Source organism: Actinomadura rudentiformis, assembly GCF_008923185.1.
Taxonomy (GTDB): Bacteria; Actinomycetota; Actinomycetes; order Streptosporangiales; family Streptosporangiaceae; genus Spirillospora; species Spirillospora rudentiformis.
Genome location: NZ_WBMT01000011.1, coordinates 273,432 through 298,977, shown reverse-complemented (window position 1 = coordinate 298,977; position 25,546 = coordinate 273,432). Strand labels below are relative to the sequence as shown.

At 73.1% G+C, this 25,546-nt stretch carries 17 protein-coding genes; 6 read left to right on the top strand and 11 right to left on the bottom strand.

The annotated features are described in order from the left end of the window. Window positions 1-2: 2 nt before the first annotated feature. Together F8566_RS24285 and F8566_RS24280 are read right to left on the bottom strand one after the other, a co-directional pair. Window positions 3-746 (bottom strand): zinc ribbon domain-containing protein, encoded by a 744-nt coding sequence (locus tag F8566_RS24285; protein WP_151563661.1) that lies wholly within the window; start codon window positions 744-746, stop codon window positions 3-5. After that, complete coding sequence (locus F8566_RS24280; RefSeq protein WP_225993468.1) at window positions 743-1,642, bottom strand: Nif3-like dinuclear metal center hexameric protein; 900 nt, start codon at window positions 1,640-1,642, stop codon at window positions 743-745. The genes F8566_RS24285 and F8566_RS24280 overlap by 4 nt, the downstream gene beginning before the upstream one ends. A 121-nt stretch (window positions 1,643-1,763) precedes the next feature. On the opposite strand from F8566_RS24280, the gene F8566_RS24275 reads away from it, so the two are divergent. The 3 genes from F8566_RS24275 (at window position 1,764) to F8566_RS24265 (ending at window position 3,165) form a co-directional block, all read left to right on the top strand. Beyond that, window positions 1,764-2,288 carry a pyridoxamine 5'-phosphate oxidase family protein gene (locus tag F8566_RS24275; protein ID WP_151563657.1) on the top strand — a complete coding sequence of 175 codons (525 nt, stop codon included), beginning with the start codon at window positions 1,764-1,766 and terminating at the stop codon, window positions 2,286-2,288. Between the two features lie 46 nt (window positions 2,289-2,334). After that, complete coding sequence (locus F8566_RS24270; RefSeq protein WP_151563655.1) at window positions 2,335-2,688, top strand: DUF6191 domain-containing protein; 354 nt, start codon at window positions 2,335-2,337, stop codon at window positions 2,686-2,688. A gap of 78 nt (window positions 2,689-2,766) precedes the next feature. Then, the gene (locus F8566_RS24265; RefSeq protein ID WP_151563652.1) at window positions 2,767-3,165 is read left to right on the top strand and encodes a hypothetical protein; all 399 of its coding nucleotides are present in this window, start codon (window positions 2,767-2,769) and stop codon (window positions 3,163-3,165) included. A gap of 31 nt (window positions 3,166-3,196) precedes the next feature. Here F8566_RS24265 and F8566_RS24260 read toward each other — a convergent pair whose 3' ends face one another. The 8 genes from F8566_RS24260 to F8566_RS24225 form a co-directional block, all read right to left on the bottom strand. Next, window positions 3,197-4,168, bottom strand: coding sequence for a galactokinase family protein (locus F8566_RS24260; RefSeq protein ID WP_151563650.1), 972 nt, complete (start codon window positions 4,166-4,168; stop codon window positions 3,197-3,199). Continuing rightward, window positions 4,165-6,051, bottom strand: coding sequence for a class I SAM-dependent methyltransferase (locus F8566_RS24255; protein ID WP_225993484.1), 1,887 nt, complete (start codon window positions 6,049-6,051; stop codon window positions 4,165-4,167). The genes F8566_RS24260 and F8566_RS24255 overlap by 4 nt, the downstream gene beginning before the upstream one ends. After that, on the bottom strand, window positions 6,051-7,223 hold the full coding sequence (locus F8566_RS24250; protein ID WP_151563646.1) for a glycosyltransferase: 1,173 nt from the start codon (window positions 7,221-7,223) through the stop codon (window positions 6,051-6,053). Before F8566_RS24250 ends, F8566_RS24255 begins: the two co-directional genes overlap by 1 nt. 149 nt (window positions 7,224-7,372) lie before the next feature. After that, window positions 7,373-8,209: an alpha/beta fold hydrolase gene (locus tag F8566_RS24245; protein WP_151563644.1), complete on the bottom strand. Its 837-nt coding sequence runs from the start codon at window positions 8,207-8,209 to the stop codon at window positions 7,373-7,375. A gap of 31 nt (window positions 8,210-8,240) precedes the next feature. Beyond that, the gene (locus F8566_RS24240) at window positions 8,241-8,549 is read right to left on the bottom strand and encodes a phosphopantetheine-binding protein (protein WP_151563641.1); all 309 of its coding nucleotides are present in this window, start codon (window positions 8,547-8,549) and stop codon (window positions 8,241-8,243) included. Between the two features lie 2 nt (window positions 8,550-8,551). Then, on the bottom strand, window positions 8,552-13,156 hold the full coding sequence (locus F8566_RS24235) for a type I polyketide synthase (RefSeq protein ID WP_151563639.1): 4,605 nt from the start codon (window positions 13,154-13,156) through the stop codon (window positions 8,552-8,554). Between the two features lie 34 nt (window positions 13,157-13,190). Further along, window positions 13,191-20,201, bottom strand: coding sequence for a type I polyketide synthase (locus tag F8566_RS24230; RefSeq protein ID WP_151563636.1), 7,011 nt, complete (start codon window positions 20,199-20,201; stop codon window positions 13,191-13,193). 334 nt (window positions 20,202-20,535) lie between these two features. After that, entirely contained in the window at window positions 20,536-21,636 is a 1,101-nt protein-coding gene (locus F8566_RS24225) for an alpha/beta hydrolase (RefSeq protein ID WP_151563634.1), read from the bottom strand. A gap of 285 nt (window positions 21,637-21,921) precedes the next feature. Here F8566_RS24225 and F8566_RS24220 point away from each other — a divergent pair, with 285 nt between their 5' ends. Beyond that, on the top strand, window positions 21,922-23,607 hold the full coding sequence (locus F8566_RS24220) for a RelA/SpoT family protein (RefSeq protein WP_151563631.1): 1,686 nt from the start codon (window positions 21,922-21,924) through the stop codon (window positions 23,605-23,607). Window positions 23,608-23,650: 43 nt separating this feature from the next. After that, window positions 23,651-24,100, top strand: coding sequence for a universal stress protein (locus F8566_RS24215; protein WP_151563629.1), 450 nt, complete (start codon window positions 23,651-23,653; stop codon window positions 24,098-24,100). Window positions 24,101-24,182: 82 nt separating this feature from the next. Here F8566_RS24215 and F8566_RS24210 read toward each other — a convergent pair whose 3' ends face one another. After that, window positions 24,183-24,845, bottom strand: coding sequence for a DUF6069 family protein (locus F8566_RS24210; protein WP_192809829.1), 663 nt, complete (start codon window positions 24,843-24,845; stop codon window positions 24,183-24,185). A gap of 163 nt (window positions 24,846-25,008) precedes the next feature. Here F8566_RS24210 and F8566_RS50065 point away from each other — a divergent pair, with 163 nt between their 5' ends. Next, the gene (locus F8566_RS50065) at window positions 25,009-25,491 is read left to right on the top strand and encodes a helix-turn-helix domain-containing protein (RefSeq protein WP_192809828.1); all 483 of its coding nucleotides are present in this window, start codon (window positions 25,009-25,011) and stop codon (window positions 25,489-25,491) included. The last annotated feature ends 55 nt before the right edge of the window (window positions 25,492-25,546 follow it).

Genomic DNA, 25,546 nt, shown 5'->3' with positions numbered 1-25,546 from the left:
GCCTACAGGCCCGACTCGGGGGTGCGGATGAGGATGCGCCGGCACTCCTCACAGCGGATGACCTCGTCGGCGGCGGCGGCGCGGATCCGGTTGAGGTCGACGGTGTTGAGCGCCAGGTGACACCCCTGGCAGGCGCCCCGGTAGAGCTTCGCGGCGCCCACCCCGCCGAACTGCCCGCGCAGCTTCTCGTAGAGGGAGAGGAGATCGTCCGGTACGTCCTTGGCCACGGCGGTACGGGCCGTGCTCGTCATGCCGGTCTCTTCATCGATCTTCTGCTGGGCCTCGTCGCGGCGGGCGCCGGCGGCGGCCAGCTCCTCCTGAGCGGAGGACTGCTCGGCACGCAGCGCCGAGACCCTGGCCTCGGCCTCCTCGCGGCGTTCCATGATCTCCAGCACGACCTCCTCGAGGTCGGACTGGCGGCGTTGCAGCGAGGCGATCTCCGCCTGGAGGCTGCTCAGGTCCTTGGCCGAGCTGACCTGCCCGGAGTCGAGCCGCTTCTGGTCGCGGTCCGCCCGGCTGCGGACCTGGTCGACGTCCTGCTCGGCCTTCTTCTGCTCCCGGTCCAGGTCGCCGACCTCGGTCTCGGCCGCCACGATGGCGTCGCGCACCTCGGCCAGGCGTGCCTCGAGCCGCTCGATGTCGGCCAGCTCGGGCAGGGTCCGGCGGCGGTGCGCCAGCCGCTCGAGCGCGGTGTCGAGCTCCTGCAGGTCGATCAGGCGCTGCTGGGCTTCCGGTGCGGCTTTCACTTTGCTCCTTCGTAATGCAGGCTCCACGCGTCGGTGACGAGCGTGGACACCCGGGTCTTCACGTCCAGCGCCTGCTGCTTGTGGGGGGACGACCAGCTCTGTGCGCGGCCGGCGCTGCCACTCCCGGCGAACGCCGCGTGCAGGCGCCGCTCCGCGTCGGCAAGCCAGGGCCACTCGGTCGCCCAGTGGGCCGCGTCGACGAGTGCCGGGCCGTCGTGCTCGGCGAACTCCGACGCGGGATGGTGCCGCAGGTCGGCGGTGAGGTAGACGTCCACGCCCGCCGCGCGGGCCGTGTCGAGCAGCGAGTCCCCCGCGCCGCCGCAGACCGCGACGGTACGGATCGTACGGCCGGGATCGCCTGCGGCGCGCACTCCCCACGCCGTGGCGGGCAACCCGGCGGCCACGCGGGCGGTGAACTCGGCCAGCGTGATCGGCTCGGCCAGCTCGCCGATGCGTCCCAAGCCCCGCCCGCCGCCCTCGCCGGGGGCGGCCTCCGCATCCCCGAGGGCGGCCGGGACCATCGGGTGCAGCGGCCCGCTCAGGCCCACGGCGCGCGCCAGGGCGTCGGACACGCCCGGGTCGGCCACGTCGGCATTGGTATGGGCGGTGTAGAGCGCCACCCCGTTCGTGATCATCCGGTGGATCAGACGGCCCTTGGGCGTGGTGGCGGCGACGCCGGTGACGCCCCGCAGCAGCAGCGGGTGATGGGTGACGACCAGGTCGGCGCCCCACTCCAGGGCCTCGTCCACGACGGCGGCGACGGGGTCCACCGCGAACAGCACGCGGCCCACCTCCTGGTCCGGATCGCCGCAGACCAGCCCGACGGCGTCCCATGACTCGGCCCAGGCCGGGGGGTAGAACTCCTCCAGGACCGCGATGACTTCGGAGAGACGCACGCCCCGCAGGCTACCGCTCCCGGAGGCCCCAGCCGAGTCACCGGCGGCGACCGACCGTGTCGGCGTCCGGAGTGAGTCTGGAACGATAGGGCGGGGAGAGCCAGACCGAGGGGAGATCGTCATGCCGGCTTCCGGCGCCGTACCGGGAGTGGTTCCCAGCATCAGCCGTCCGTACATGCCCGGTTACGGGATCGGCGGCCCGGCGGAGGGCACCGGCCTGCTGCCTTGGTCGTGGGCCGTCGAACGGCTGAACACGACGCGGAACTTCTGGCTGAGCACGGTGTGGCCGGACGGCCGCCCGCACACCATGCCCGTGTGGGGGGTGTGGTCAGGGGAGGCCCTATGGTTCAGCAGCAGCCTGTCCTCCCGCAAGATCAGCAATATCCGGGGCAACGAGATCGTCACGATGGCCACCGAGGATGCCGAGAATCCCGTGGTCGTACAGGGTCGCGCTGAGATCGTCACCGAGCCGGACCGGCTGCAGCGGTTCATCGACATGGTCAACGCGAAGTACGACACCGGCTATCGTGTGGACTTCCTGGACCCCGCCGTCAACGCGACGGTCGCCGTCTGGCCACAATGGGCGTTCGGGCTGCAACAGGGAGACTTCAGCGGTTCTCCCACTCGCTGGTCGTTCGCACAATGAGCGGCCAGGCGGGATCAATTCGGAGACTCATCGCGTTGGAGTGTGTGTGAAGTCACCCTTTCGCCGCCGCAAGCGTGTCAAGGGCCGCCCCATGGGGACGGCTCCCAAGGCCACCGAGCACGAGCCCGTGGACTGGCCACAGGAGGGCACCGGCAAGTCGTCCCTGATGGGCGCGATCCGTGGCGACGGCGAGACCGGCGCCGGCTTCGGCGGCGGCATGTTCGAGGACCTCGCCTCGGCCTTCGAGGGCTCCAAGAAGGTCAAGATCGAGGAGCAGGAGCAGCAGAAGCTGCGCAAGGCCGACGACATGCTCCAGGCGGGCACGGGCGGCCGCGACAATCTCGACTCGGGCAAGATCCGCATCCGCCGCGCCTCCAGCGAGGGCGAGCAGCCCCAGTAGGAGCGGGAGAGGCGGGGGTATGCATCTGTGTCCGATATGTGTCGAACATAGGTTCGAATCTCGGGTTATCGTAGGCGTGTGAGCACGTACGTCCCGCCCGGCTGGCCCGCGCAGGTGCACCCCCCGGGCACCGAACGCTTCGAGGACACGGCGATGACCTGGCTGCTCGAACTCGTCCCGCCGGAGTACCGCCGCTACGGTGTGCTGCGCCGCTATCCCATCGCGCTGGCCCGCATGGCCCGCCATCATGTCAACGCCTCCGTCGAGGCCGCCCGGGAGGGATTCCGGTCCGCCCGGGTGGAGCTCGCCGAGGCCGTCCCTCCGCACGGCATCGAGGCCGTCCTGGAGACCTACCGCCGCGAGGGCGGGCGCCTGGTCGCCCTCGCCTCGGCGATCGAGCTCGTCGAGTCCGCCCTGCGCAGCCAGGAGCTCCCCGACGACCCCGAATACCGCCGCCCCTTCACGCCCAAGCTCTGACCCCCGCCCGGGACCGGGCGCGGCCGGGAGGTCAGAGGGCGCGGGCGGCCTTGTGGGCGGCGGGGACCGCGGTCAGGAAGCGCGGTGGACGCCGGGCCTCGCCCGCCAGCCTCCTGGTGACCGCCGCCCGGATCTTGGGAACGGCGGCCATCGGGACCAGGGCCACCCCGCAGCGGCCGATGACCAGCCCGCCCAGCGCACCCGCCGCACGGGCCGCGTCGAGGGCCAGGTCCAGCAGGGGTTCGCCGCGGCTGTGGGCCTCGGTGAGCAGCGCGCCCAGCGCCGGGAAGTTCCCCGCGCGCAAGGCCGACGCGGCACGTTCGGCAAGGTCGCCCGCCGGGTGTACGGGCACCGCCGTGCCCACCCCGACGTCCATGATCAAGAGCCGCAGGCCCACGGCGGCCAGGTCGAAGGGCAGGTGCTCGATCGTGTCCGCGACCAGGAGCGCACGCTTGGGACGGGCCTCCATGGCAGCGGCGTACGACGGCGTGGGGTCGTAGGGCCTGGCCTCCGCCGCGTACAACTCCCGCAGGCCCAGCTCGATGGCGCAGGCCGTCTCGGCACCGGTGAGGAGCCCCATCTCGTCCGGCAGTTCACGGTTGATCATCACCCGCATCCCGGACGCCCGCGTCACCGGCCGCGTCCTTCCCGGTTGATCGTGCGCGATGAGCGCGTTCACGGCGGTCAGTGCCCACTCCGGGACGGCGCCCGAGGCGAGCGCCGACGGCAGTTCCCCGCAGCCGGCAGAGAAGCCTTCAGCGTGGTGGCTCGTCGAGTAGAACGCCGCGGAGCCGTCATCGGTCGCGCCGAGGGCCACCATGACACCCCACGGCAGCGCGACCGCCAGTGCGGGATCCCCGCCCAGCAAGGTCAGCCCGCCCGGCGCCCGCCAGACCCCCGCGGGCGCGCTCCCGTAGGCCCGCTCGAAGACATGCGCGGTGATCCGTACCTCTGGATCGACGGCTAGTTCAGCGACAGCGGCACCGCCGCCGGCGTGGATCACCCTTCGTCCTTTCGTGCCAGTACGCGATAGGCGTTGCTCGTACGCGGGACCAGCGGCAGCACCACCAGGTCCAGCACGACGGCCGCGGCGAGCAGCGGACCGGCGCAGGTCACCGCGAGCCCGCACCGCACCCAGGCGCCGGCCGTCGGCGGCCATGGCGCCCAGGGCCGGCGGGGATCGGGCCCGAGCGTCCGCAGCATGCCCAGCACCGTCCGCGCCACGTCGTAGCGCTGGTGCGCGCGGCGCCGCCGCCGGGCCACGATCCGCAGCCCGCGCGCGCCGAGCGCCGCCTCCAGGTTGCCGATCGGGATCAGGTGCCGGTGCCGGGGCTGGGTCCAGGGCGTCCACCAGCGGCCGAACGCCTTGCCGACCAGCGACTCGGGGTCGGCCAGCTCGATCAGCAGGTGCCCGCCGGGCATGAGGACCTTGGCCGCGGCGTCCAGCTCGGCGAGCGGGTCGGCGGCGTGTTCGAGGTAGCGGTGCATGCTGACGACGTCGTACCGGCCGAACAGCTCGTCCATTAGCTCGGTGAATCGCCCCCGGTAGCCCCGCCGCAGCCAGCCCCGCCGCACGCCCTCCTCGGCCCCGCCCGCCGCCCAGGCGTCCAGCCCGTCGAACTCGGTGTCCCGCAGCACCGTGCGAGCCGTGCGGCAGAAATGCCCGTGCCCGCTGCCCACGTCCAACCACGTACGCGGCCGAGACCTGGCGTGGGCCGCCACAAGTTTCGCCCGCGCTCGGTGGAGCTTGGTCTGGCCCGCCAGGATCCGCTCGCCCGCCGCGCCACCGGGACCGTCCGGCAAGTCACGGTCGTAGAAATCCAGCCCTGCCGCGTTCAGCGCGGGGTTCTGGAAGATGTGCCCGCAGTCGCCGCACCGTTCCAGCCTGAAGCTCCCCGGCTTGCCCTGAGGAACGTCCCCGCTGGTCAGCAGCTTCCGGAACGCGAGCGAGCCGCACCACGGGCAGTCATCACGAAGTGGTTCGAGAAACCGGGCCACGCCTTGGGCGATCTGGTTCCCGTACCAGGCACGCGTCTCCCGCTCGCGCTCGGCGACGCGCCGCTCCCAGTCCGTCTGCGGGCAGGTGAGCGTCTTCCAGCACTGCAAGGGCGTCTGGATCATGCGCAGGAGAGCGGATCGGTGCAGATCCCGTGGCGAAAGCACGGATCCCGCGAAGACGATGTAGGGCACGGCGCTGTACGCGGCCACCGCGAGCATCCCCCACCACAGGTCGGCCACCAGCGCCAGCCCGACCAGGCCGTACCCCAGCAACAGGCCGGTGATCCGCCGCTTCACCGAGATCCCGAGCCCGCGCAGCCAGGCACGCCGCCCGTCGCTCACCGGCAGCCGGGGCGTCAGACGGCACGGCACGACGACCATGGCCGCGCCCGCCCCGGCTCCTTCGATGGGAGGCAGCGCGTACTGCCGCAGCCGCACGGTGGCGGCGCCGAAGTCGCCGGGTTCCATCGAGCCGGCGCGGACGCCCGCTCGCCCGAGCACATCGTCACAGACGAGGGTCGCGAACCCGGCTCCGCGTCCCGGCGCGGCGGGATCGGTCCGGTATCGGCGGGGGTCGACGTCCCGGGCGAGGTCGAGCGCGCGCTCCACGGGCAGGTCGGCGGGGATCAAATCAAGGATCTGAAGGTCACCTGCGAACGCGTGGTCGAACGCGGCGCGGCGCAACCGCCCTGAAACGACGCCGCCCTTCGCCGTGATCAGCCGGTACGCGTCGTCCGGCACGGCGTGGTCATCGGCAAGGCCGTCGGGACGGCCGTCGGTGTGGCCGTCCTCGGTGGGCACGTCCATGCGACGCAGCCCGCCCAGCCGCCGCCGCAGACGAACCGCGTTGGCGGTCACCCCGGCGGCGACCAGCAGGGAGATGAGCATCACGCCAGCTTCTCCAGACGTTCGGCCGCCTGAGCCGCGCCCCCGGCGGCGGTGAAGGAATCCCTGATCCGCCCGGCTGCGGACCGGTAGCTCTCGTCGGCCAGCACCCTGCCGAGGGCATCGCGCAGTTCCGCCGCCCGTACGCGGGTGAACCGGACCGTCACGCCCGCGCCTGCCTCCTCGACCTGCCGGGCGATCACCGGCTGGTCGTCCCTGATCGGCGCGACCACCAGCGGCAGGCCGTTCGCGAGCGTCTCGCAGACCGTGTTGTGGCCGCCGTGCGACACGACCGCCGACATCCGCTCCAGGAGCGGCAGCTGCGGCACGTGGTCGCGGACCAGCACGTTCGGCGGCGGGTCGGGGACCATGCCCGCGGGCGCGACGAAGACCGCCTGCAGATCCATGTCCCGCACCGCGTCGGCGGCGACCTGGAAGAACCGCGCCCCCGCCGCGCCGTTGACCGTCCCCAGCGAGACGAGCACGGCCGGGCGCCGGCCCGTCTCCAGCCACTCCCAGGGGAAGCCGCCCTCCCGCGGGCGCTCCAGCGCCGGGCCCACGAAGGCGAAGTGCTCCGGGAAGAACGAGACGTCCCCGATCAGCGCGCCCGTGGAGTACACCAGCACCAGGTGGTCGGAGAACCGCAGGTCGAGCAGGTCTTCGATGCCGTAGTGCAGCTGGAACGCGCCGATCTGGTCGCGTACCCACTCCTCGACCAGCGGCATCGCCGCCAGCGGCCGGGTGAACTCGGCGGACGTCGTCGCCGAGGTGACCCACGGCAGCCCGCTCAGCCGCGCCGCGACCGGAGCCGCCAGCACCTGCTGGTCGGAGACCACCACGTCCGGCCGGAACCTGCCGATCGCCGCCTCGACACCCGGCATCATCGTGTGCCCGAGCGGGACGAGGAACTCCTCCCAGAGGAACTTCAACGCCGCCGGGCCGCGCAGCTTGAGACGCTCCTCCCGGCCTGCCTGCAACCGTGCAGTGAACGCCTCGCTCACGGCCGGGTAGACGCGCGAGCCCGGCCGCAGGAGCGGTTCGAGGCTGCCCGGGTGCCCCACCCAGGCGACGCGGTGCCCGCGCTTGACGAGCTCGGCCGCCACCGCGACGGTCGGGTTGATGTGCCCCGTCAGCGGCGGCACGGCGAAGAGAAACCGGCGCGGCGTGACCTCCACCTGGCCGTCGTCCCCGTCGCCGGCGGCCGCCGTCGCCCCGCCGAGCAGCGGCGGGACCTGTACGCGACGCGGTGTCGCCGAGCGTCCTTTACGCAGCCGCCCCTTTGGTGGCTGCCCTTCATGTGGCTGCCCTTCAGGTGACTGCCCCCTCACAGCACACCCCCGGCCGCCGCGATCGGAACGGGCGTGCCCGCGTGGTGCGCCAACCACGGCAGCATCACGCCCAGCAGCTCCGCAGTTCCCTCCCGGAGCACCGTGTGCGCGTGACCGGCCATGATGTGGAGCGTGCAGTCGGGCACAGAGCGCAGAAGGAGCTTGCCGGCGTCCACGATGTCCGAGTGCTCCCCGTAGACCGCCAGCACCGGGCAGTCCACAGCGGCCAGATCGGCGGGCCTGACAGGTTCGACTGCGGCCAGATCGTCGAGCAGGCTGGTGCCGTTGATGAGCGCGTCGGCGGTCTGCGCCTGGCGGCCCCGCTGCCGCCAGCCGATCGCCAGCAGCTGGTCGGCGAGCCGCTCGTACTCCAGGGCGAGCGCCGACTTGCCGAGGGTGTTGAGCATGTTCTCGGTCCACTCGCCCGAGCGCTCGGCCGGGCCGTACGACTCGATCATGACCAGCCCGGCGATCCGTTCGGGCCGGGCGAGCGCCGCGTTCAGAGCGACGACCCCGCCGAAGCTGTTGGAGACCAGGTAGACCGGCCGCCGGTGACCGAGGACGTCCAGGACGCCGAAGAGGTCCGCGACCGCGTCGGCCGCGCTGTAGCCGGTCGGCGTCCGCTCGGTGAGGCCGTGGCCTCGCAGGTCGTACAGCACCGCTCGGGCTCCGGCCGCCGCCACGGGCCCGGCCAGCGTGTAGTAGAAGCTCGACAGGTTGTCCACGACCAGCCCGTGGACGAACACCACCACGGGCGGGTCGGACGCGGCGTCCCGCGGGGGGTCCATCGTCTGGACGTGGAACCGGATCCCGCGTGCGGTCACCTCAGGCATGCGCGTCCTCCAGGAAAGTCCTTCAGCGGGTTCAGAGGCCGGCGGGCCGCAGGCGTGATTCGACGTGCCGCACCAGGTCGCCGACCGTCATCCGCATGATCTGGTCCAGGTCCATGCCGGCGATGAACGCGGCGAATTCGACCCGCTCGCCATAGCGCCGCTGCAGCTTCTCCGCCAGCGCGACGAACTCGATGCTCTCCAGGGCGAGGTCTTCGTTGAACGTGGTGTCCAGGCCCACGTCCAGGTCGAGCAGGAAGTCCTCGCCGACCACGTCGACCAGCATCCCGACGATGTCCTTGAGTACGTCGGTGCCCACGTCCGTGCCCATGTCCGTGCTCATGTTCATGCCTCCGTGTTCTCGGCCGCGGAGTCCCTGCTCTGCGACGTGACGGTCCAGGTCACGACGTGCCCGTCCAGGAGCCGGGTCGCCACCGCCGTCAACGAGTCCGGCGTGGCCACCAGCAGGCGGTCGGCGTCGGCCGCGGTGACGACGACGTCACTCGTCCGGACGGCGCCGCCGGACTCGGCATCCTCGGCGGTGTCCATGGCCGCGCCCTTGGACGCGTTCCCGACGGCGGCCTTGACGGCGGCATCGCGTGCCACGGCGGCGCGTTTGGCGGCCAGCAGCCGGGCGGTCTCGGTGGCGGCATCGCCGGGCAGCCGCTGCAGCAACGCCAGCTCGCTCTCGCGCAACGTGTCGTCATCAGCCGGGTCCGGCCGCAGCGCGAGACCTCGCCCCGCCGCGTCCTCGGCGATCGGCGTGACGTCGATGCCTGCGGGCTCGGTGGCGGGCCGGACGAGCGCCACGCCCAGTTCCTCGGTCTGCGCAATCGACAGCGCCACCGGCATGTCGAACGGCCCCACGGCCTCAGGCCGGCCTGCGCTGTCCATGCGAACGGTCACCTCTGCCGGGAACAGCGGCCCGTGCCCCCGCCCCCACAGCCAGTGCCGTACGGCGTCCTTGGCCGCGATCCGCCCCAGCAGCCATGGCCCCTGCTCGCGCGGCGTGAGGGCCTGGTATTCGGCCCGTTCAGCGGCGCACAGGTACTGCCGCATCAGCAGATCGCGCGATGCCGTGCCGTCCCAGCGTTTGCGCGCCAGGCACCAGTCACCGGCCTGAGGCTCGCCGATCGCCGAGAACTCGGGGGTGAGCCTCATCCGCCACACCGGCTCGTCGGTGAAGAAGCGGCGCGTCGTCCAGCCGTCCACGCGACCCCACACCGTGCCGTCCCTGCGGACCATCTCGGCGTCGCACCTGATCGTCGTGTCAGAGACCGTCCGGTTCCGGACGGTGACGTCGAGACGCTCCCCTTCCGGCGGCAGCGGGGCGTACCAGGACACCCGCTCGATGCCGACCGGGAAGACGGTCTGGTCCTTCTCCCCGTACACCTGGATCCAATGGCCGCACAGGTGCCCGGCGCTGTCCATGAGCGCGCCCGGCGTGGGCAACGACCTCAGGGCGGCGCGCAGGCCGTCGCGGGCGAGCGCCGAGATCTCGCTGACCCCCTGGAAGAGCGGTCCGTGGAACATCCAGCGCTCGGCGTAGAACTGCTCGGCGCTCACCTCCGGCGGCTCCTCGGCGGTGAGCGGCGTACGGTCCGGAGCGGGCGGCCTCGGGTAGTTCGCGGCGAGCAGGACGGTGCCCTCGGTGTGGCCCTTGATGACCACCCTCACCCGGCGAACGCCGATGTCACCGGCGGTCCCGGGGATGCCTGGGATGCCGGGGCCTCCCGGACCGGCGAGGGTCGCCTGGATGTCGGCGGTGGTCGGCGGGTCGGCGACCACCCACCGGATGGCCCGTACGTCCTCGAATCCGACCACCACCAGCTCGGGGAAGAGCTCCCGGGCCGTCTCGCCCATCACTTCGAGCAGGGTGGTCAGCGGCACCACCGGGAAGCGGTCCGACACCTCCGGCCAGTCCGCCGGCTGCGGGATCACGCAGTGGTCGATGACGTACGGCATGGAATCGAGCGAGAACACCCGCGAGGTCGTCAGCTCGGTCACCTGCGGCCTGGCTTCCGCCGCAGGCTGTACGCCGCCGGTGTGCAGCGCGTCGAGGACGATCTGAGCGCTCTCGGTGGCGTCCCGGAGCAGCGCGTCCAGCTCGGCCATGACCGGTCCGGCGTCGGCCAGTCGCGACCGGTCCGGCGGGAAGGGGGCCGTGCCGGGCCCCGCCCCGACGCCCGCGCTGACGTTCAGCGGCGGCACGGCACCGTCCAGCCGGACGAGCGGCGTGCCGAGGTCCAAACGCATTCCGCTGCCGCGGCCGGTCCCCTGCCCGCCGGATCTCCCGTCCTGCGGCGCGGTTCCGTAGCCCTCCGCCCACAACGACGCGACGACCCGTTCCAGCTGGGCGAGGCCCGTCCGCTGGGGGGTGTTGACCGCCATGGCGAGGTGGTCGCGGTCGCCGAGGCGGTCGCCCACGAATCCGGTCAGGCTGCCCGGCCCGACCTGGACGAACGCGCGCACGCCGACCCCGTACAACTCCTCGATGAGCTCGCTGAACCGGACCGGTTCCAGCAGGTGGCGCACCACGAGCTCGCGCACCTCGTCGGCACCGGGCGGGAACGGCTCGGCCGTGGTCCCCGACCACAGCGGCACGCGCGGCGCGCGGATCGGCAGCACCTCGAACGAACGCTGCACGGGCCCCAGGTAGGCCTCGGCCATCGGGGTGTGGAAGCCGGACCGGAACGGCAGCTCCTGCCCCAGCACCCCCTCGGCGCCGAGCCTGGCCAGCACCTCGCGCACGGCGTCGGGCGGCCCGCAGATCACCGACTGGTGCGGGCAGTTGTCGTGGCTCACCACGACCTCGGGACTGGCGCCGATGGCCTCCAGGGCCCGGTCGGCGCCGCAGCCCAGAGCGGCGTACGCGACGTCCGGCACGTCGAGCGTGGTGTGGTCGAGGGCGGCGAGGTACGCCTCGGCGGCGTTCGCCGGATACATGCCCGAGGCGATCATCGCGGTCCACTCGCCGAGGCTGTGCCCGGCGGCCACGTCCGGCTCGATCCCGAGCTCGCCCAGCACGTCCGACAACAACCGGCCGACGGCGATGACGTCCGCCGCGTGCCCCAGCAGGTCGGTCCGCCCGGTCAGCTCGGGCCGCGCCATCCCGAAGTGGTCGGCGACGTCGTCGACGCGCGGCTCGAAGGTGGGCTCGAATCCGGGGAAGAGGAACGCCACCTTGCCGCCCTCCGCGAGCAGCGGCCTCGGGGTGAACCAGATGTCGCTCCGGCCCCGCCACGGCGTACCCCGGAGCACGATCGCCCGCGCCAGGTCCACCCTCCGGGCGGTCGGCTCCACGATCGCCAGGCGGCAGGGCAGGTCCGGGGGCGGCTCCCCCTTCGCCGCGATCGCCAGAAGTTCGCCGTCCGGCCGTTCGAGCAGCCGGGCGAGTTCCTCGTCCGTACGGGCAGCCAGCCGAAGCACCCCGGCACCGGCGCCGTCCCCGCCACCGTCCCCGTCACGCGGCGAGCCGACGAGCGGCGAGCCGATCATGCGCAGCGGCTGCGGCCTGCTCTTGCGAGTGGCGGGCCGCACGTGCGCAGGCGGCTCTTCGAGGATCACATGGGCGTTGGCGCCGCCGAAACCGAACGCGTTGACGACGGCACGGCGCGGCACTCCCGCGGCGGGCCGTTCCCATGTGGCCGACTCGCGGACGGGCCGGAGCCGGGTGCCCGCGAGCGCCGGATGCGGCTCGTCGATGTTCAGGGTCGGCGGCAGCACGCCGTCGCGCAGCGCGCAGGCCGCCTTGATCAGGCCCGCGATGCCGCCGGCGGGCATGGCGTGGCCGATCATCGACTTCACGGCGCTGAGCGCGAGGGGAGGCCCGCCCTCCCCGAAGACCCGGCGCAGTGTCTCCAGCTCCGCCTCGTCGCCCGCCGGGGTGGCGGTGCCGTGCGCCTCGACCAGGCCGAGCGCGTCCGGCGCCGCCGGGTCGAGGCCGGCGTCCCGCCAGGCACGCTCGACGGCGAGCACCTGGCCTTCGACGACCGGGCTCATGATGCCGCCGGCCCGGCCGTCGCTGGACGAGCCGACGCCGCGGATGACGGCGTGCACGCGGTCGCCCGCGCGTTCGGCGTCCGACAGCCGCTTGAGCAACACGATGCCGGTGCCCTCCGACAGCAGCGTCCCGTCGGCGGACCGGTCGAACGGGCGGATCCGCTGGCTCGGGCTCAGCGCCCGCAACTGGCTGAAGACGCTCCACACCGTCGCGTGGTGCGCGTGGTGCACCGCCCCGGCGAACATCGCGTCGCACTGTCCCGAACGCAACGCCCGGACGGCGTGCTCCACCGCCAGCAGCGAGGATGCGCACGCGGCGTCCAGCGTGTATGCCGGTCCGCGCAGGTCGAACCGGTTGGCGATCCGGGACGCCGCGAAGTTGGGAACCAGCCCGATTGAGGCATCGGGGTTGTCCGGGCCGAGCCGTTCGCAGAACGCGTGCCGGATCCGTGCCAGCCGGTCGGCGGGGAGGCCCGGGACCAGCTCCATCAGCACGGACGTCAGCTGGTGCGCGGTGCGCACCCGCTGGTCGAAGCGGGCCACGCCCGGCGTGATGTAGCCGCCGCGGCCGATGACGACCCCGATCCGGGTCCGGTCCGGCAGCCGCCCCTCGCCGCCCGCGTCCGCGATCGCCTCAGCCGCGGTCCGCAGCGCGAGCAGCTGGTCGGGCTCCATGCCCGCCACCGCGGCGGGCATGATGCCGAACCGGCCCGGGTCGAACGTGGCCAGGTCGTCCACGAACCCGCCGCGACGGCAGTAGAAGCGGTCGCTCTCGGGCGGCCGCCCGTACGCCTCCGGGTCGTAGTACAGCGCCGGATCCCAGCGGTGCGCCGGGACGTCGGTGATCGCGTCGATCCCGGCGCGGATGTTGCGCCACAGCTCCGCCGCCGACCCGGCGCCGGGGAAGATCGCCCCGACGCCGACGATCGCGATCGGCTCAGTATTCATGGGCTCGCTCCGCTCGCAGTCGTCCCGCTCACAGTCATCGGGCGGTCGTCGCGGCGAGGACGACCTGCACCTCGTCGCCGTACGCGATCTCACGCAGCAGCGCGGCCACCCCGGCACCCGGCTCGATCAGCGCGAGGCCGCGCCGCGCGTACTCACGGGCGAGCTCGGGCGAGACCATGCCGCCGCCCGCCCACGGCCCCCAGTCGGCCACCAGGACCTTGCCGCGCAGCTCGGTGCGCCAGACCTGGGCGAGGGTGCCGCAGGCGTCGTTGGCGGCCGCGTAGTCGGCCTGGCCGCGGTTGCCGTGGACGCCGGCGATGCTGCCGAAGACCACGAAGAAGCGCAGGTCCGGACGGACCGCGGCGGCCAGCGCGCAGGCCCCGTCCACCTTGGTGCGGTACACCCGGGCGAACGACTCGGGCACCTTGTCGCGGACGAGCCGGTCCTCCAGGAGCCCGGCCCCGTGGACGACGCCGTCGAGGCGGCCGTGGCGGGCGTAGACGTCCTCGACGATGGCGCGCACGGCCTGCGGATCGCGGACGTCCAGCGCGTGGTAGCGGACGGACGCGGCGGGGCCGCGCATCGTCTCCAGCACTGCGCGCACCTCCCGCTCGGCGATGATCCGGCGGATCGCGACCTCGATCTCCGCAGGTGCGCGGCCACCCTGAGCGGCCAGCGCGCGGCGCAGGGACACCTCGTCGGAGGCCCCGGCGATCGCCGGGTCCTCGACCGGGCGCGGCTCGAGCGTCCGGCCGATCAGCTCCAGATGGCACCCGGTGGTGCGGGCGAGTTCGAGGGCCACCCGCGCGGTGATCCCGCGGGCGCCGCCGGTGAGCAGCACCACGCTGTCCGGGCCCAGGTCCAGCCCGTGTGCGGTGGCGCCGGCTGCCCCGTTCGGCGCGGGGACGGGGAGCTCAGCAGGCGTCACGGTCAGCGTGCGCCGAGTGTCGCCGTCGTGGCCGACGTCGACCGGCGAATCGGCGACGAGCATCTCGGCGAGGATCCGCTGCGCCAGCGCACGCGGGGCGTCCTTGGCGTCGACGTCCAGCGCGCGGACGAGGACGTCCGGGTACTCCTGCGCGAGCGTTCGGGCCAGCCCGCGCAGCCCTGCCCCGGCGCTCGGGTCGCCGATGCCGGTGCCGTCGAAGCGGCGCCCGAACGTGCCGCCCGAGCCGCTCGCCAGGACCAGCCAGCGCAGGCCGCCGCCGAGCAGCGCGTCGCGAATGCCGCCGTACGCGCCGGGCAGCACGGGGCCGCCACCGGGTCGCAGCGCGGCGAGATGGACGAGCCCGTCACAGGGGCCCTCGGGCTCCAGCGGGGTGCGCACCTGGGCGCCTCGCTGCTCCAGCAGGTCGGCCAGCTCCAGCGCGACCCCGCAACCGTCGTCGACGATCACGAACCGCTTCCCGGCGAACGACCCCTGCGCCGGAAGGGGCAGCGCGGGCAGGTCCCTCATGCGGATGATCTGCCGGAGCGGCGGCCCCACGACCGGCATGGCCCGCACGTCTCCTTGGTCCGGAACGGCAGGCCGGGCGGCTGCGGGAGGCACCGCCGGCGCGGAAGGCGGTACGGGCGCGGAAGGCACCACAGGCGCGGAAGGCGGTGCCTGCGCGGGTATCGCGACCTCGGGGGCGGTCTTCTCCACGCCCTCGCCGACGCCCAGGTGGCTGCAGATCCACGGGACGATCTCACCGATCGTCCTGATCCGGGCGAGCTCCTCGACGACCGGCTCGGCCAGCCGCACCCCGGCGGTGGTCAGTCCCACCCGCTCCGCCAGCTCACCGATGATCTCGGTGCGCTTGATGGAGTCGATGGACAGGTCCGCCTCCAGGTCCAGGTCGGCGCCGAGCATGTCCTCGGGGTAGCCGGTGCGGCCGCCGATGATCGAGAGCACCGCGGCGCGGATCTCGTCCGGACCGAGCCGGGCGGCCTGGGCCGCCTCCGGGCCGGGCGCGGACCCTGCGGTGGGCTCGGACAGCACCTCACCGGAGTGCACCGCGCGGGGTGCCGGGACCGGTGCCGGAACGGGCTTCGGCGCCGCCGCCGGCATGGCCGTGCCGAGGAAGCCGAGCACGACGTCGCGCTGGGCGGCGACGAGCTCGCGGCTGGTCCGCAGGTATTCCAGGACCGCGGCCTCGGACGTGCTCGGGGCGGGCTCGGGGTCGGCACCCATGGTTCCTCCTGAGGGGAGCGCGACCCGCTCGGCGGGACGCAGCGCGTTGGTCAGATATCCGCCGTCGGCGGTGCGGACGAGATGTCCGTTGACGGTCCAGCTCGGCGCCCGGCGGCCGCCGGCCGCCGGCACCGGGCGCGCGTCGCGCCCGGCGAACAGCGGCAGCGGGTCGACCGGAACGCCCGCCACGGCAAGGCGGGCCAGGGCCTCCAGCAGCCGTTCGAGCCCGTTCTCGCCGGGCGTGTCCACGCTGACGGCCGTGTGCGGCCGGTCGCCGAGGATCGACCCGACGAGCCGGGTGATGACCCGGCCCGGCCCGGCTTCCACGAACACCCGTGCGCCCGCCGCGTACATCGCCTCGATCTGGTCGACGAACCGGACCGGCGCGGCGACCTGCCCGGCGAGAGTGGCGCGCAGCGAGGCCGGTTCGGCACCGTACGGTGCGGCCGTGGTGTTCGACCACACTGGGAAGGCGGGCGGACGCAGGTCGCGCCCGGCCAGTTCGGCGCGCAGCGTGGCCGCCGCCCCGGCGACGAGCGGGCTGTGGAACGCGCAGGCGACCGGGAGCCGCCGGGCGGCGATGCCTTGGGCTTCCAGCGCGCCCAGAGCGGTTTCGAGCGCCGCGGTGGAGCCCGAGATCACCACCTGGCGGGGTGCGTTGTGGTTGGCGACCACGATCCCGGAGACGCCCGCGAGCGCGGCCCGCACGTCCGGCAGTGTCGCGGTCACGGCCGCCATCGCGCCCGGGTCACCGTGGCCACCGCCGCCCATGGCGCCGGCCGCGGCGAGGATGGCGTCGGCGCGCGTGGCGCTCAGCGCGATCAGTTCGTCTTCGCCGAAGACGCCTGCGGCGCAGAGCGCGACCAGCTCGCCGTAGCTGTGCCCGCCCGCCAGGTCGGGCCGCACGCCCAGCCCGGTGAGGAGCCTGTGCACGGCCATGCCGGCGATGCCCAGCGCGGGCTGGGCGATCCGGGTGTCGGTGATCGCTGCGCGCTGCCGCTCGTCCTCCGCCGGGGTGAACGCGGTGGGTGGGAACATCGCCCGCGCATAACGGCCGTCCGCCCCCCGCTCCCCACCGGCACGCAGCAGCCGCTGCAACCGCGGGAAGGCCACGAAGAGATCGGCGAGCATGCCCGGCCGCTGGCTGCCCTGCCCCGGAAAGAGGAATGCGATCTGACCGGGATCCTGCGCATCGTTCTCCGGCACGAAGACGCCGGGAGCGGAACGCAGTCCGGGCGTTGTGTCGAGCGCTGAGTCGAGCTTGCCGCGCAGGTCGTCCAGGCTCGTCGCGACCAGCGCCACCTGCACCGGCCCCTCCCCCTCGGCGAACGTGCGGGCGAGATCGCGCAGCCGCACCCCGTCGGTGTCGAGCAGGGCGCCGAGGCGGTCCAGTTCGGCGCGGGCGGCGGTGCAGTCGGCGCCGCGGATCAGGAACAGCTCGGCGGGCCACTCAGGAAGCCCTGAGATCGGCTCGGGAGCGCCGTCATATCCCGCGAGAACGGAGTGGAAGTTGGAGCCGCCGAAACCGAAGCCGCTCAGGCCCGCGTACCGTTCCGCGGGCGCGGCGGCCCACGGCCGGGCGCCGCTGCCGAAGGCGAACGGGCTGGTGACGGCGTCCCAGGCCTTCGACGGCTTCGTGAGGTGCAGGGTGCCGGGCAGCACGCCGGTGTGCAGCGCGTACGCGGTCTTGATGAGCCCGGCCAGCCCGGCGGCGCACTTGGTGTGGCCGATCTGCGACTTGACCGAGCCCAGCGTGACGCTGCCCGGCTCCGCACCGGCCTCCATGAACATCTCGGTCAGCGTGGTGAGCTCGGTCCGGTCGCCGACCTCCGTGCCGGTGCCGTGGGCTTCGACGAGGCCGACGTCCGCGGGGGAGATTCCGGCCCGCTCGTACGCGCGTTCCAGCGCGAGCCGCTGCCCTTCGACGCGCGGCGCGGTGAGGCCGAGCGAACGGCCGTCGCTGGACGCCGCCACGGACTTGATGACCGCGTAGATCCGGTCCCCGTCGCGTTCGGCGTCCGCCAGCCGCTTGAGCACCACGCAGGCGACGCCCTCCCCCAGCGCGATGCCGTCGGCGCCGGCGTCGAACGTCGCGCACCGGCCGCTGGGCGACAGCGTGTGCACCGACGAGAAGAGCAGGTAGTCGTAGATCCCGTTGTGCAGGTCGGCGCCGCCGCACAGCACCATGTCGCTCGTCCCGGCGACGAGTTCCTTGCAGGCGGCGTCGAGCGCGGCCAGCGACGCCGCGCAGGCCGCGTCGACGGTGTAGGTGGCGCCGCCGAGGTTGAGCCGGTTGGCGATACGGCCGGCGATCACGTTGGTGAGCACGCCGGGGAACGAGTCCTCGGTCAGCCGCGGCAGCTGCGCGTCCAGTTCCTCGGGCACCTCGCCGAAGTACTTGGGCAGGATCGCGCGGGCGCTGTAGGCGGTGCCGAGATCGGTGCCCGCCTCGGCCCCGAAGAAGACCGAGGTCCGGGAACGGTCGAACGCCCGGTCGGCGTAGCCCGCGTCGGACAGCGCCCGCGCCGCCACCTCCAGCGACAGCAGCTGCATCGGCTCGACGCTGGCGAGCGAGTTGGGCGGGATGCCGTAGGCACAGGCGTCGAACGGGATGTCGGGCAGGAAGCCGCCCCACTTGGACGGAGTCTTGGTGCCCGAGTCGTGCCGTCCCGCCGCCGGGTCGTAGTAGACCTCTGGATCCCAGCGTTCGATGGGGACCTCGGTGACCGCGTCCACCCCGCCGACGATGTTGGCCCAGTACTCGCCGAGGTCGCGGGCGCCGGGGAAGACACAGCCCATGCCGACGATCGCGATGTCCGCGGGAGCCGCCGCCACCGCCGGCGCCGCCTCCCCGGTCTCGATCCCGAGCGTGACCGCCCGCGCCGCGAGGAAGGAGGTCGCCCCGGTCGTCACCTGCTCGTGCAGGCCGGTGATGCTGGTGGTGGCCGAGCGCAGCGCGGCCACCTGGCCGATCATGTACATGCCCTCGCGGCGCTGCTCGCCGGCCTCGACCATCTCCAGGTCGCCCTGGGCACCCGCGCGGCGCAGCCCCCGGGCGGCGATGCGCAGCCTGCCGAGGTTGAGCTCCTCCAGCTTGGCCCACATCTCCTTGCGACCGGCACCGGCGGCCTCCAGCTCCCGCCGGGCCTCCTCGAACTCCTGCACATAGGGCGTCCGCGCGCATCGGGTCGCGTGGCCGGGCGAGGTCTCCAGCAGCGTGGTCCGGTCGCACTCGATGGCGGCGCGCTGGAAGCCCGGCAGGATCGCCCCCGCCGCGACCGCCTCGTACGTGAACAGGTACGCGGTGCCCATCAGGACGCGGATGTCGGCGCCGTGCTCGGCCAGCGGTCCCGCCAGGGCGGAGACCATGGCGGCGGAACGTTCGTCATGGATGCCGCCCGCGAACAGCACCGACATCTCGGCGGCCGCTCCGGGGTTCTCGGCGGCGAACGTCAGCAGCCGGTCGATCTGCGCGTCCCAGAGCGGGAAGCTGGCGCGCGGCCCGACATGGCCGCCGCACTCCAGCCCCTCGAAGACGAACTTGCGCGCCCCCTCGCTCAGGAAACGCTCCAGCAGTCCCGGTGACGGGACGTGCAGGTACGTGCTGATCCCGGCGTCCTCCAGCGGGGCCGACTGGGGTGGCCGCCCACCCGCGATCAGCGCGTAGGGCGGCTTGACCTCGTGCACCGCGGCGAGCTGCGCCTCCCGCAGCCGAGGCGGGGCGAAACCGAGGATGCCCACCCCCCAGGGCCGGTCACCGAGCCGTTCGGCGGTCTCCAGGAGCAACTGCCGAACCTCGTCGCCGCCCATCAGGGCGAGCGCCAGGAACGGCAGGCCGCCGTCCTGCGCGATCGCGGCGGCGAACGCGGACCGGTCGCTGACCCGCGTCATCGGTCCCTGCACGACCGGGTATTCACGGGCGATGGAAGAACCCGGAGGATTGTCCCTCGGAGCCAGCGGCTCGGCGCGTACGGCGGCACGGATGTGCACGGCGATCTGCTCCCGTACGGCCTGCACGATGCCGCCGGCCGTCTTGTAGCGCTCGGCCAGCGCCGAGGCCAGGGCACCGTCCTGGCCGACGGGCAGCAACTCGTGCCGCAGTCCCTTCGCGCCCAGGCGGGCATTGATTCCGGCCAGGTCGAGGCCGTCCAGGTCGATGTCGGGGAGATCCGGCCGCGTGTAGACCCGGTGCCGCCGGACGACCTTCGTCTCGCTGCCGTCCATCGCGGCCAGCGCGCTCACGACGTCCGCAGGGAGGTCCATCTCCCGCACCAGGGCGAACTGGACGTCGAGCACAACGCCCGCCGCGCCGCCCACCATGGCCGCCGCGGCCGTGTGCGGACCGATTCCGCCGGCCGCGTAGACCGGCACGTTGACCCGCGCGTCGGCGAGCAGCTGCTGGAGGAGAACGAACGTGGTCAGCTCCCCGACCCGCCCCCCGGCCTCGCAGCCGCGGGCGATGAGCCCCGACACGCCGGGAAACCGCAGGGCCGTGACCACGTCCTCCGGATCCACGACCTCGACCAGCAGCCTGCGTCCCTTGGCGTACTCCGCCGGGTCCCCTTCCGTCGCGTACCGGACCGCGGCGTCCATCACGACCGTGTCGACGGCGCCGGGAAGGTCCTCGGGGTGCGCTCCGCAACCGGCCGGCACCCGGACCCCGAAGGTCCCCTTCCACCACCGGCCGACCTCGGCGAGCGCGTACCGGGCCCTGTCACGGTCCAGGCCGAGATCGAGCACACCGAGCCCACCGGCCCGGGCGACGGCGGCCACCAGCTGGGGCGACGGCCGGCCGAAGGGGCCGATTCCGATGATCTCGCCCTGCGCACGGCCCCGCACGTCCGGTCCGGTCTGGCCCTTGTCAGCCGTCATCCACGCCCCCCGACGTCCGCGCATCCAGATGACCCTTCTGGCCGGCGCGGCTAGAAACCCTGCCGTGCCCCCTCTGCCGGGGGTCGTTGTTGCTGGGTCGCGGGCACACGGGCCCGCGACGCCGGGCAACAATACGGTCAGTGACTTTAGGATCACCCAGATGACACACCCCGGGTGGTGCCGATTGCAGGCTCCAGAGCGTCCCTTGGGGGTTCGTTGACCCCACGGATCCGGGGAGCAGGTCAGACGGGGCAGGTCGGCAGGGCAGGTCGGGCAGGGCAGGTCGGGCAGGGCAGGTCGGGCAGGGCAGGTCAGATCGTGAACGGTGAGACCGTCAGACGGGCAGGGCCTCCCGGCGGGAGCGACGGATGCCGTGCCGGACGATGCCTTCGTCCAGCCAGCGGTCCAGGTGGGACCAGGTGGTGGAGCGGGCCGAACGGCCGGTGAGAACGCCGAGGTGGCCGCCGGGGGCGAGTTCGAAGCGGACCCGCTCGGATCCGGAGAGAAGACGGGTGAGCGGGTGGACCGATGTGACGGGCGCCAGGGCGTCGCCGCGGCCGGCGATGGCCAGAACCGGCACCCGGACCTCGCTGAGGTGGACGCGGCGGCCGCCGACCTCGATCCCGTCCGCCATCAGGGCGTTCTCGCGCAATAGGGCCGAGTAAAGCTTTTCGATCGTACGGCCCGGATAGGTGAGCATGGTGTTGGCAAAGTGATCGACCGCTTCGATCTGAGCTAGAAACTCAACATTGTTGAGATTGGTCAGGAGGGCGTAAGGGCGCAACACGTATTTGTCCAGCCCGACGAGTTGATAAGTGCGCTCGGCCAGGGGCCGAGGCACTCCGCCGAACAATGCGTTGAAGACGTTCACCTCCATGCCCCTGGCGGCCCAGGACAGCGGGCGCAGCGGGGCGGCCAGGCGCACCCGCCGGATGTCGACCGGGGTGGCGATCACCGCCACCGAGGCGATCGGCAACTCCGGGTCGCCTGCCGCCGCGAGCAGCGAGCAGAGGCCTCCGAGACACCAGCCCACCAGCTGTACGGGCTGGCCGCCGGCATCCTCGCTGACCCTGCGGATCGCACCCGGCAGGATCTCCCCGACCCATTTCTCGAAGCCCAGGTCACGGTCGGCGTGGCCGGTCGGGCCGTAATCCAGCAGGTAGCTGAGCCGGCCCGCGTTGACCACGTGCTCGGCGAGGCTGCACCCGCGGCGGAGGTCATAGCAGCGGGCGGGCGCGGCGGGCGGCGGCACGAACAGCACCGGCGGGCCGGCCGGAACGACCCCCTCGGGAGACCGGTAGCGATGGACCGACCGCGCGGACCCGTCGTCGATCACGACCGTGGCCATCGGGCGCAGGTCGGCGACATGCCCGTACAACAGTTTGCGGGTCACGTTGGACGCGGCGGCTCGCAGACTCCGAGGGGAAGGAATCATTGGGTTTTCAACATCTCCATTCGGGGAGGGATCAAAGTCGTTCCCGTCTTTCAAGTATTTTGTACACCGATTTCGGCGAGACTCATATCATCCGTCCGTGAAGCGTGTGTTAAATCGTCTTGACGGCCCCGACCGAAAAGTGGCGTCCAGACGACCGGCCGGTCATTGCTGACGGGCGGGAAATCCGGGCGGGGCCCGGCGTTCCGCCCGGGCGGCGGCATCGCGCATAATGTCGTCACACGCCGTAGCAGTCGTGCTACGGGCCGGCAGCCAGGGGGTGCGTTGATGACCCTCAAACCGTGGCGTTCCGATGCCGTCCGGTCCGATGCCGTCCGGTCCGCGATGGCGCCACTGCTGGCCGCGCACCGGTCCGCCTGCCCGGCAGGCGACGAGGCCGAGCTGCTGCGCGGGTACGAGGTCGCGGAGCGCCTCCACCGGGGGCAGCTGCGCAAGTCGGGTGCCCCCTACATCACCCATCCGCTGGCGGTGGCCATCATCCTCGCGGGGATGGGGCTGGACTCCACGACGCTGCTGGCCGCGCTCCTGCACGACACCGTCGAGGACACCCCGTACACGATCGGCGAGGTACGGGCGGACTTCGGCGAGGAGGTCGCGGTCCTGGTCGACGGCGTCACCAAGCTGGACGGCGGGAAGTGGGGCGAGCGCGCCGAGGCCGAGACGCTCCGCAAGATCGTGCTGTCGGCCGCCGCCGACCTGCGGGTACTGGTGATCAAGCTGGCCGACCGGCTGCACAACCTGCGCACCCTGGGCTACCAGCCGCCGCACAAACAGGCACGGTACGCGGAGGCGTCGCTCGAACTGCTGGTGCCGTTCGCCGAACGCCTGGGCATCCACGTGCTCAAGCGGGAGATGGACGACCTCGCCTTCGCGGCGCGCGAGCCCGAGCAATACGCGGCGGCCGCCCGGGCCCTCAGATCCGCACTGTCCGGGACCGGCGCCGCCTTCGGCCCCACGCTGGCCCGGCTGCGGGCCGCCCTCGCCGAGCAGCGGATCCGGGGCCGGATCGAGATCCGCCCGCGGCATGTGTACGCCGTGCACCGCGAGCGGGACGGCGACGTGGCGGGCCTGCGCCCGAACGAGGCGGCCCGCCTGCTGCTCCTCGTCGACGGCGACGACCAGGACTGCTACATCGCCCTGGGTGCGGTGCACGCGGCCCTGCACCCGGTGCAGGGGCGGGTGAAGGACTTCATCGCGCTGCCCAAGGCCAACCTGTACCAGTCGCTGCACACCCGTGTGATCAGCACGGACGGCGACCTGTTCGACGTCATCATCCGCAGCCGCGCCATGCACCCGGTGGCCGAGTACGGGATCGTGGCGCACATCCGCGACGCCGGCAACGGCGTGGCCACCGCCGACACCGTCGCCGGCCGCCGCGACCTGGTGTGGCTGAGCCGCCTGCTGGCCTGGCAGTCGGACGTGCCGTCGGCGGAGTTCCTCGCCGGGCTGCGCGCCGACCTGGCATCGGGCAACGTCGCGGTGTTCACGACGGCCGGTGAGGTCGTCACGCTGCCCGCGGGGGCGACCGCCCTCGACTTCGCGTACGCGCTGGCCACCGAGACCGGAGATCGCAGCATCGGCGCCCTCGTCAACGGCAGGCTCGCCGCCCTGTCGGCCGAGATGCGCAGCGGGAACGTGGTGGAGATCCTCACCGACCCCGACAGCGTGCCCTCCGCGGACTGGCTGCGGTTCGCGGTCACCGCTCCGGCGCGGGTGCACATCCAGCAGTGGCTCGCCCGGCAACGTGCCGAAGAGGCCGCGGTCGCGGGGCGGCGGCGCCTTGTCCTGGCGCTCGCCGGCCGCGAGGTGGACCTGCTGGCCGCCGAGGCCCACGGCGACTCCCTGGCGGTGGCCAGGGATCTGGGCTACACCGAGCCCGACGAGATGTACGCGGCGCTCACCCTGGGCTCGGTGGGGCTGGACGACCTGCTCTCCCGTTTCACCCGGGCCTGACCGGAGCCGGGCGCGGGCATACGCTGGCCTTCGAGGTGATCACATGGGCGAGGCGCCGTTCGAGCTGGGAACCGATGGGCCACGGGTGATCGTCACGGGCGTGGACGGCTCGGAGACCTCCCTGCGCGCCGCCGCGTACGCCTGGGGACTGGCCCGGCGCAGCGACGCGCAGCTCGTCCTGGTGCACGTCTCGCCGCTGGCCACGCTGTCCACCCTCACGCCGGGAGGCGCGGCGGCGATGCACGAGGCGGGCGAGCAGGTCGCCGCGGAGCTGCGCGAGGAGCTCGAACGGGCCGCCCAGCGGGCCGCCGTCCGCTACGAGTTCGTCACCGAGCACGGCGACCCGTACCAGGTGCTGGCCCGGGTCGCCGACGAGAGGAAGGCCGACGCGGTGGTGGTCGGCGCATCGGCGCAGGCGGGCCACCGGCTGGTCGGCTCAGTGGCGGTACGTCTGGTCAGGACGGGCCGGTGGCCGGTGACCGTGGTCCCTTGATGCCCGGACGGCCGATCCCTCGGACGGCTGATCCCTCGGCCGGCTGATCCCTCGGACGGCTGATCTCGGGGGCCGGGCCGGGTCACCAGCCTCCGGGCAGGAGGGGCGGACGAGGTGACGGCGGCGGCGGGGGCGGCCTGCGCCGGCGCAGCGACAGGGCGGTGACCGTCGCCAGCAGGGCGATGATGAGGGACCCGCCGACGAGGTTGAGACCGCCGGTGGCCGCGGCGACGTCGAACGAGCCGCGCAGTGTGAGCGGCATGAGCGACATGATCAGCACGGCGAGGCCGGCGATCCAGCAGAACGCGCGGACCGGCCGTGCCGCCACCGCGGTGAGCACATGCAGGAGCGCGGTGGCCTGGAACGCCGCCATCGCGGTGCACGCCGCGTAGGTGCCCGCTGCGGCTTCGGGGTCCAGGGCGCTGCCGCCGGCCGGGACGGCGATGCCGAAGAGGCCGCGCAGAACGAGGATCCAGGTGAACGCCAGTCCGGCGGCGACGAACGCGGTGCCCACGCCGCAGGCCCACAGGCGGCGGAGATCGACGTCCGGCCGGGCCGTCAGCGAGTCGTGCAGCGCGACGAACTCGTCGAACCTCCTCATCGGGAGGACTCCGGTGGGCGGGATCGACGTCCGGCAGCGGAACGATCGCTGCCAGGCCCGTGAACGTGAACAGGGGACCTGCCGGCCGCCGCTGTTTCCCGGCAGACGGCCGTCGAAGGACGGTCCGAACGGCGTCTCACCCATGATCCCTCCCCCCGGTGCGACGAGAGAGTGCTACCCGGGACCGTTCGGGAACACTCCCCCTCGTTCCCCAATTTGTCGTCTTTCGCCACGCTTCGCAGGGCCTCGATGCCGGGCCCGACCTGGGGTCTGCCGCAATTACGGAATTGCCGACTACCGTGGGGGGATGTCCACGACAGACGATCGGCTGAGCGCGCTCGAGGCCCGCGTGGCGGAGCTCGAAGCGCGGCTGTCCGGCCCGTCCGCGACACCCGGACGCGCGGCCGCCGACGACACCGGCCAGCTGCGGTACGGCGGCGACGCGCGCCTGGGCGGTTACGAGTGGACGTGGGAAGTGGTCCGCACCCCCGGCGAGCTGCTCAAGCTCCCGGCAGGCCCGCTGGCCGCCGTGCTTCAGGCCGCCGGGCATCCCGCCCGGTTCGAGGTGCTGCGGTTGCTGCTGACCGGGCCTCGCACGGTGAACGAGCTGCAGTCGGAGCTGGAACTCAACTCGACCGGCCAGCTCTACCACCACCTCAAGGCGCTTTCCGGCGCCGGTCTGATCGAGCAGACGGAACGCGCGGTCTACCGGCTGCCCGCCCAGGTCGTCTTCCCGGTGCTGGCCCTGGCCGCCGCCGCGTTCGACGTCACCCAGGCCCGCCGTGCATGAGGCCGCCCCATCACGCGAGCGCGATGGGGCGGCCATGAAGGGCTTCGAACGCAGG

Coding starts and splice junctions, on each gene's coding strand:
- F8566_RS24275 (WP_151563657.1), top strand. CDS start 1,764: ATGCCGGCTTCCGGCGCCGTACCGGGAGTGGTTCCCAGCATCAGCCGT.
- F8566_RS24255 (WP_225993484.1), bottom strand. CDS start 6,051: ATGCTCATCTCCCTGCTGGTCGCCGCCGGGGTGACCGCCAACGCGGTT.
- F8566_RS24245 (WP_151563644.1), bottom strand. CDS start 8,209: ATGCCTGAGGTGACCGCACGCGGGATCCGGTTCCACGTCCAGACGATG.
- F8566_RS24240 (WP_151563641.1), bottom strand. CDS start 8,549: ATGAGCACGGACATGGGCACGGACGTGGGCACCGACGTACTCAAGGAC.
- F8566_RS24235 (WP_151563639.1), bottom strand. CDS start 13,156: ATGAATACTGAGCCGATCGCGATCGTCGGCGTCGGGGCGATCTTCCCC.
- F8566_RS24230 (WP_151563636.1), bottom strand. CDS start 20,201: ATGACGGCTGACAAGGGCCAGACCGGACCGGACGTGCGGGGCCGTGCG.
- F8566_RS24225 (WP_151563634.1), bottom strand. CDS start 21,636: ATGATTCCTTCCCCTCGGAGTCTGCGAGCCGCCGCGTCCAACGTGACC.
- F8566_RS24220 (WP_151563631.1), top strand. CDS start 21,922: ATGACCCTCAAACCGTGGCGTTCCGATGCCGTCCGGTCCGATGCCGTC.
- F8566_RS24215 (WP_151563629.1), top strand. CDS start 23,651: ATGGGCGAGGCGCCGTTCGAGCTGGGAACCGATGGGCCACGGGTGATC.
- F8566_RS24210 (WP_192809829.1), bottom strand. CDS start 24,845: ATGGGTGAGACGCCGTTCGGACCGTCCTTCGACGGCCGTCTGCCGGGA.
- F8566_RS50065 (WP_192809828.1), top strand. CDS start 25,009: ATGTCCACGACAGACGATCGGCTGAGCGCGCTCGAGGCCCGCGTGGCG.